This is a genomic window from Flavobacterium sp. W21_SRS_FM3, assembly GCF_052113625.1.
Taxonomy (GTDB): Bacteria; Bacteroidota; Bacteroidia; order Flavobacteriales; family Flavobacteriaceae; genus Flavobacterium.
The window spans coordinates 1-8,639 of record NZ_JBGQOD010000017.1 but is presented as its reverse complement, the minus strand read 5'-3'; the positions used below and the strand labels follow the sequence as shown (position 1 = coordinate 8,639).

At 34.1% G+C, this 8,639-nt stretch carries 5 protein-coding genes; all 5 read left to right on the top strand.

Annotated elements, in window-relative coordinates; all coding sequences use genetic code 11:
- On the top strand, positions 1-3,285 hold a 3,285-nt coding region (locus tag ACEN2K_RS15180), incomplete at its 5' end, for a DUF7507 domain-containing protein (RefSeq protein WP_441760178.1).
- Positions 3,286-3,337: 52 nt separating this feature from the next.
- Positions 3,338-4,246 carry a PorP/SprF family type IX secretion system membrane protein gene (locus tag ACEN2K_RS15175; RefSeq protein WP_441760177.1) on the top strand — a complete coding sequence of 303 codons (909 nt, stop codon included), beginning with the start codon at positions 3,338-3,340 and terminating at the stop codon, positions 4,244-4,246.
- Between the two features lie 10 nt (positions 4,247-4,256).
- A complete protein-coding gene (locus tag ACEN2K_RS15170; protein ID WP_441760176.1) occupies positions 4,257-6,194 on the top strand; it encodes an OmpA family protein in 1,938 nt (645 codons plus the stop codon).
- A 556-nt stretch (positions 6,195-6,750) separates the two neighbouring features.
- The gene (locus ACEN2K_RS15165; protein ID WP_441760175.1) at positions 6,751-7,257 is read left to right on the top strand and encodes a hypothetical protein; all 507 of its coding nucleotides are present in this window, start codon (positions 6,751-6,753) and stop codon (positions 7,255-7,257) included.
- Between the two features lie 48 nt (positions 7,258-7,305).
- Positions 7,306-8,639: vWA domain-containing protein (locus ACEN2K_RS15160; RefSeq protein ID WP_441760174.1), on the top strand; the 1,334-nt coding region annotated here is incomplete at its 3' end.

The following is an 8,639-nucleotide window of genomic DNA, read 5'->3' as shown; positions in this document are numbered from 1 at the left end:
GATGCTGTTTTAACGATTACTCCTAAGTCTATTGACGTACTGGTAACGGCTGCGGATAAATCAAAAGTATATGGAGAACTAAATCCAGAACTTACAGCTACGGTAAGCGGGGCTGTAAATGGAGATACAATCAACTATACTTTGGCTACTACAGCTTCTGAGTTCTCTAATGTAGGAACATACCCTATTGAAGTGACTCTAGGATCAAATCCTAATTATACGGTAACTAAAAAAGATGCGGTTTTAACAATTACTCCTAAGTCTATTGACGTACTGGTAACGGCTGCGGATAAATCAAAAGTATATGGAGAACTAAATCCAGAACTTACAGCTACGGTAAGCGGGGCTGTAAATGGAGATACAATCAACTATACTTTGGCTACTACAGCTTCTGAGTTCTCTAATGTAGGAACATACCCTATTGAAGTGACTCTAGGATCAAATCCTAATTATACGGTAACTAAAAAAGATGCTGTTTTAACGATCATTGCACTAATTATCGATGCAATCGATGATGTGGCTGGTCCTATTACGGGAACTACAGGTGGTAATGCTGGTATCAATGTTTTAGATAATGACTTGTTAAATGGTGTGAAAGTGAATCCTGCTGATGTGGTGATTAGCTCTACTCCTAAAAGTCCGTTAACTGTGAATACAGACGGAACGGTGACTGTTGCTCCAAATACAAAAGCGGGTGCTTACACAGTAGATTATACTATCTGTGAAAAACTGAATCCAAATAATTGTGATACGGCTACCGTGACAGTAACTGTGGTGGCGCCGGTTATCGATGCAATCGATGATGTGGCTGGTCCTATTACGGGAACTACAGCTGGTAATGCTGGTATCAATGTTTTAGATAATGACTTGTTAAATGGTGTGAAAGTGAATCCTGCTGATGTGGTGATTAGCTCTACTCCTAACAGTCCATTAACTGTGAATACAGACGGAACGGTGACTGTCGCTCCAAATACAAAAGCGGGTGTTTACACAGTAGATTATACTATCTGTGAAAAACTGAATCCAAATAATTGTGATACGGCTACCGTGACAGTAACTGTGGTGGCGCCGGTTATCGATGCAATCGATGATGTGGCTGGTCCTATTACGGGAACTATAGGTGGTAACGCTGGTATCAATGTTTTAGATAATGACTTGTTAAATGGTGTGAAAGTGAATCCTGCTGATGTGGTGATTAGCTCTACTCCTAACAGTCCTTTAACTGTGAATACAGACGGAACGGTGACTGTCGCTCCAAATACAAAAGCGGGTGTTTACACAGTAGATTATACTATCTGTGAAAAACTGAATCCAAATAATTGTGATACGGCTACCGTGACAGTAACTGTGGTGGCGCCAGTTATCGATGCTATCGATGATGTGGCTGGTCCTATTACGGGAACTACAGGTGGTAACGCTGGTATCAATGTTTTAGATAATGACTTGTTAAATGGTGTGAAAGTGAATCCTGCTGATGTGGTGATTAGCTCTACTGCTAACAGTCCTTTAACTGTGAATACAGACGGAACGGTAACTGTCGATCCATATACAGAAGCTGGTGTTTACACAGTAGATTATACTATCTGCGAAAAACTGAATCCAAATAATTGTGATACGGCTACCGTGACAGTAACTGTGGTGGCGCCAGTTATCGATGCTATCGATGATGTGGCTGGTCCTATTACGGGAACTACAGCTGGTGACGCTGGTATCAATGTTTTAGATAATGACTTGTTAAATGGTGTGAAAGTGAATCCTGCTGATGTGGTGATTAGCTCTACTCCTAACAGTCCGTTAACTGTGAATACAGACGGAACTGTAACGGTTGCTCCAAATACAAAAGCGGGTGTTTACACAGTAGATTATACTATCTGTGAAAAACTGAATCCAAATAATTGTGATACGGCTACCGTGACAGTAACTGTGGTGGCGCCGGTTATCGATGCTATCGATGATGTGGCATTAGCTCCTGTAAACAATGATATAGATAGAATAGCATTCACTAATGTATTAAGCAATGATACACTTAATGGTATTGCAGTCGATCCAACTTTGGTTACTATAAGTTTTATATCATCTACAAATAGTGGGATCACATTAGTAGGAAACGATGTTCATGTTGCAGCAGGAACTCCTGCAGGTAGCTATACTTTAGTTTATTCAATTTGTGAAAAAGTGAATCCTACAAATTGTGATACTGCAACAGTTACACTAAATGTGATTCAAGACCTTCCTTCTATAAGTATATTGAAAGATGGCACTTATGTAGACAATGATAAAAATGGAATAACGAATGTAGGAGATATTATTCTTTACAATTTTGTAGTTAAAAATACAGGAAATGTCAATTTGACTAATATCACAATAACTGATAATAATGCAATTGTAACGGGAGGACCTATAGCAAACTTAAATGTCGGTGCAGTAGATTCAACTACATTTACAGCTGTTCATATATTAACACAAGATGATATTAATGCTGGTTATGTGTACAACTTAGCTACAGTTACTGGTTCAACTCCTAACGGAAATAATGTAACTGCCACTTCAACTGATCCAACGCCATGCACTACCTGCCCTATAATACCAGAATGTCAAACATGTACGATTACCGAATTAGCACAAAATCCAGCAATTGAAGTAAATAAAACGGCTGTAACGGAGAATTATAGTGCTGCAGGTGACGTTATAAACTATACAATTCAAGTTAAGAATACAGGAAATGTAATTTTATACCAAATTGTAGTTACCGATCCATTAACAGGATTAAATGCCAATATTGCATCTTTAAATCCTGGAAGTACTGAGAATTTCACGCAGACTTATACAGTTACTCAAGGTGATATTACTAACGGTTCTGTAACGAACATTGCCTTTGCAAAAGGGATAACATCTTTAAACAAAGAGGTAAACGCCTCAGATGATGCCGTTGTTGAACTTGCATTTGTATTGGGTTGTGGTGCAATTGAAGTACATAATGCTTTCTCTCCAAATGGTGATGGTATCAATGAAGAATTCGTTATTGATAATATTAATGATGTTACCTGTTATCCAGATAATACTGTTGAAATCTACAATCGTTGGGGAGTACTTGTTTATGAAGCTAAGAATTATGATAACACAAATAAAGTGTTTAAAGGATTCTCAGAAGGTAGAACAACAATAAAACAGTCTGTTGGATTACCTGTAGGTACTTATTTTTACATCTTGAATTATATTTCAGTTGATGGAACAGGAAATTTAGTAACAAATAAAAAAGATGGGTATTTATACCTTACTCGATAATAGTATATAAAAGAAATTTAATTGAATTTCGATTATTAAAAAAAATAAATAGATGAAGAGAATAATTGTAACATTTACTTTAATCCTCAGCGGATTAACTAGTTTTGCACAACAAGATGCTCAATATACTCAGTATATGTATAATACTATTAACGTGAATCCTGCTTATGCTGGTTCAAGAGGAGTGATGAGTATTTTTGCATTACATCGTACACAATGGGTTGGTCTAGATGGAGCACCAACCACCAATGCTGTTTCGATTAACACTCCGTTAAACAATAGCAATTTAGGTCTAGGTGTATCTTTGGTCAATGACAAAATAGGTCCAACGCAAGAGAATACCTTGTCAGCAGATTTATCGTATACTATACCTACTTCGGAAACATATAAACTTTCCTTTGGTATTAAAGCCACTGCTAATTTATTTAACCTGGATGTAACCAGATTAAATCCAGTCGACGATGATCCAAGTTTACATGATTATAGTAATAAGTTCACTCCTAATGTGGGTGCGGGTATCTATTGGCATTCAGACCACTCCTATATCGGTTTGTCAATACCCAATTTTATTGAAACAAATCGTTATGACGATAATGAAATAGCAATTTTTAAAGAAAAAATAAATTATTATTTGATTGCTGGTTACGTGTTTGATCTTAATTACAATTTAAAATTCAAACCTGCCTTACTTACGAAAATGGTTAATGGAGCACCATTACAAGTGGATGTATCTGGTAACTTTCTATTTAATGATAAGTTTACTGTAGGTTTGGCTTATAGATGGAGTGCTGCTGTAAGTGCTATGGCTGGTTTTCAGGTATCCGATGCTATTTACATAGGTTATGGATATGACTTTGAAACAACAAGGTTACAAAATTATAATGCAGGTTCTCATGAGATATTTTTCAGATATGAATTATTCAAAAATAACAAAAGAATTACTAGCCCTAGATTTTTCTAAAATAAATACCATGAAAAAGAATATATTACTTTGCTTGACAATGATAAGTGTTTTTTCATTTAATACTTATTCGCAAGAAGCAAAAATGGCATCAGCAAATAAAAAGTATGATAACTTTGCTTACATTGATGCAATTCAAACCTATGAAAGAGTAGCAGAAAAAGGATACAAATCGACTGAATTGTTTCAGAAATTAGGAAATGCTTATTATTTTAATGCTCAATTAGAAAATGCAGCTAAATGGTACAAAGAGTTGTTTGCTTTAGGTGGAAATGTAGCACCTGAATATTATTACCGTTACGCTCAATCGCTAAGAGCAAGTGGTGAAAATGATAAAGCAGATGAAATTCAGGAAAAATTCAATCAGATAGCTTCCAATGATGACAGAGCGAAACTTTTTATTAAAAATCAAGATTATTTAGAAGGTATAAAAGCTAACTCAAGTAGGTATCAAATTGAAGATGCTGGTATCAATTCTCCTTATTCAGATTATGGAACTACTGTAAGTAATAATAAATTAATTTTCACTTCAGCTAGAGATACTGGAAGTGTAAGCCAGCGAAAACATACTTGGACAAATGAACATTTTACAAGTTTATATTCTGCCGATCTAGATGCTGATATGAATCCGAAATCGAGTGTACAGTTTGATAAGAATTTAAAAAGTAAGTTTAATGAATCAACCCCTGTATTCACAAAAGATGGTAAAACAGTTTTCTTTACTAGGAACAATTACATTAAAGGTAAGAAAGGAAAGAACTCACGAGGCACCACTTTAATCAAAATATATAAAGCTACTTTAGTAAATAATGAATGGACTAATGTAACAGAACTTCCATTTAATAGTAATAATTATAGTACCGCTCATCCGGCACTGAGTCCAGATGAAAAAACATTATATTTTGCTTCTGATATGCCGGGAACTTTTGGTCAATCAGATCTATTTAAAGTAGCGATAAATAATAATGGAATTTTTGGAAAACCTGAAAATTTAGGTACAGTAATTAACACTGCAGGAAGAGAAACTTTTCCTTTTGTCAATACTGATAATGAAATTTATTTCGCATCAGATGGACATCCAGGTATGGGAGGTTTAGATGTATTTGTAGCTAAGTTAAATGCAGCTGGAACTTTTGATCGTGTTCAAAATATTGGTGCAGGAATCAATTCTCCAAAAGATGATTTTGCTTATTGGATTGACACTACATCTAGAAACGGTTTTTTCACTTCTAACAGAGACGGAGGACAAGGATTTGATGATATCTATAAATTCAAAGAACTTAAGAAGATCACTTGTGAGCAAATGCTGTATGGTAATGTGACTGATATGGAAACTTCTGAAATACTTCCAAATTCTAAAATTAGGTTGTTCGATAAAGATTTTAAATTACTTGAATCAGTAATAACGGATGAAAAAGGAAATTATAGTTTTACTGTTATTTGTGGTAAAGATTATAGAATTAGGGCAGAAAGAAATGACTATGTTACTATAGAAGTACTTGTGACCATAGATCAAGAAAGTGGAAAAACGGATTTACCGATAGCCCTAGAACCGATAAAGAAAAAGGTTAAAGTTGGTGATGATTTAGCTAAATTTTTAGAGATACCTTTAATCTATTTTGACTTAGACAAATCGAATATTAGAAGAGATGCAGCTTTGGAATTAGAAAAAGTATTAGATGTACTTACACAAAATAAAACAATGAAAATCGATATTCGTTCTCACACTGACAGTAGACAAACGAAAAAATATAATGAGGCTTTATCAGAGAGGAGAGCAAAATCGACAATGAATTGGTTAATCGAAAATGGAATAGATTCTAGTAGATTAACGAGTAAAGGTTATGGCGAAACTCAATTAATTAATCATTGTTCGGATGGTGTAAATTGTTCTGAAGAAGAACATCAATTAAACAGAAGAAGTGAATTTATAATTACATCTTTATAATTATACGGATTGCAAACTTAGTAAACCCCTCAAATAGTTATTTGAGGGGTTTTTTATTGACAACCACTTTCGATTTAAATGCTAAACTTTTAGCTAACTACAAAGCCAAAGCAGAACGTGATTTATAATTCTTTACAATAATTTTCCTCTGCAGATACCATTGTATTCTTATCAATAAATTTTTTTTTGTATTATATACCTTTCAACGACTATATTGGTTAGTTATGGAAAAAATTACCATTTATAATACTTTCTAAGTAAATTTAATATAGAAATAAGACCTATTTGCTTGTTTTTAAGGCAAATACAAGGGATTTTACCTACAAAAATGACATTCTTTTCACCCAAAAAAGAATATTTATTCCTTGATGAATTAACATTTTCAGAAAACATCATATTTCTGTAATAATACCACAGTTAATACACTTATATTTTTACATCACTTTATATTATATAATAAACTTTTCCATTATAAAGGACAATGTTTAAAATTTCTATAAATGCGTTACCCTACATCATAATCTAATTTTTAGTTTAACTTTTATAAATATTTAACATGAAAGCAAGCTTTACTCAGTACTTACAAAGTTTCAATAATAATAGTAAAATTATTTTAATCTTATTATTAATTAGTTCGATTACTTATGGTCAAAATGACTTGTGTCAAGCCAGATTGATTGTTGATCATGATTTAAATATTGGTAGTTCAAATACAGATGGTGCTTATTATTTAATGACGGTAACGAATACAGCTTCTGCAGCAGATACATTTACATTCTCGTCTAAGAACATAAACACTACTTGCTCCAATACTGACGGCAGTAGCACTACACATAACATTAATTTAGATGCGGTATTTGTAGATACAAAATTAAATCCTATCAGCGCTATTTCCCTAAATCCCGGACAAACATATTCTTTCTATACTCATATCATTATACCTGTGGGTAGTGAGACAAAAAAATGGTGTTGTACACAGATTTTTGCTCAATCTAAAAATTGTTTAGATTATAAAGTGAATACTATTGTACATACTTATTATAGTGGCCCAAATGAAAACTAATTTAAGTAAAACTTATATGTCAGGTTATTAACCTTAAAATAATTTACGATGAAAAAACTTTTACCCTACAGCATTAATAGAGATAAAATTATATACACACTATTTTTTCTTTTTTCATCATTCCTGATGTTAGCACAAACAATTACACCAATTAAGACCATAACATTGGACCCTACTGATTGTAAAAAAATTGATATCCAATTAAAGATAAAAGGTGAAAATCCTATTGTAAGACCTCTAGAAGTTGTGTTAGTTATTGATGTTTCAGGAAGTATGAATAGCCCATCTCCTACTTCATCTTTAACTTATGCAAAAATTGCTGCTAAAGATTTTATTGACAAAACTTTCCTTCCAATAAATAATCCTACTGGGAAAAATAAGATAGCAATTGTTTCTTTTAGTGAAACAGCAACATTAAAAAAAGTCCTTACAGATAAGGAGGGTAGTGATGGTATTGGCGGGATATCAGGTGCAGACGAATTGAAATCAGTAATTACAGGCCTCACAGCTAATGGATGGACAAATTTACAAGATGCAATCGTGAAAGCAAACAATGAATTAAAAACTCATGGAACTTATGATTGTGCCACAGCTAGAAGTATTGTTTTACTAACTGATGGTGCTACTAATAGAACAGGCTCTACGGGGTCAAGTTGTCCTGATGGAACTGGATCCACATCTTGTGCTCAAAGTGCTATTACAGCTGCAACAGCAGCTAAAACAACATCTCTACCTTCTGATCCTAATGTGTACTCAACACAATTTTTTTCAATTGCTTTGACTGGAGGTATTACAGGTAGCGACATCACAACTGCTCATTTTACATTAGATAATATTCAGATGGGAGGTTATCCAGCATATTATACTGCTGATGCTTCTCTCTTAACAGGGATTTATAGTGAAATATTTACAAAACTCTCATGGACAGCCAAAAATATAGTGGTTAAAGAAACAGTAATTCCAGGTTATACAATATCCTTACCACCTGGTTTAAACCCTTCGAAAGGTATAGCTTTAATATCAGGACAAGAAATTAACTGGACTGTAGACTTTCTCAATATAGATGAAATTACATTAAACTATAAGTTAACAAGTACAGCAGAAAATTGTGGAACCCAAGTTGTCAGTAGTACATCATTGCAATATACAAATTCCACCTGTTCCGTTGATTCAAAAGTGGTACTTAGTCCCTCTTTAAATATACCTTGTCCTACAGTAGCCAATGCGGGTGCAGATAAAACGGGATCGGATACTTGTGGCTTAACCACTGTTACTCTTGATGGAAACACTCCTGTAGTGGGTACGGGTAAATGGACGATTGTTAGTGGAACAGGCGGATCTTTCGCCTTGGATACCGATCCTAAAACAACCTTCTCTGGAAC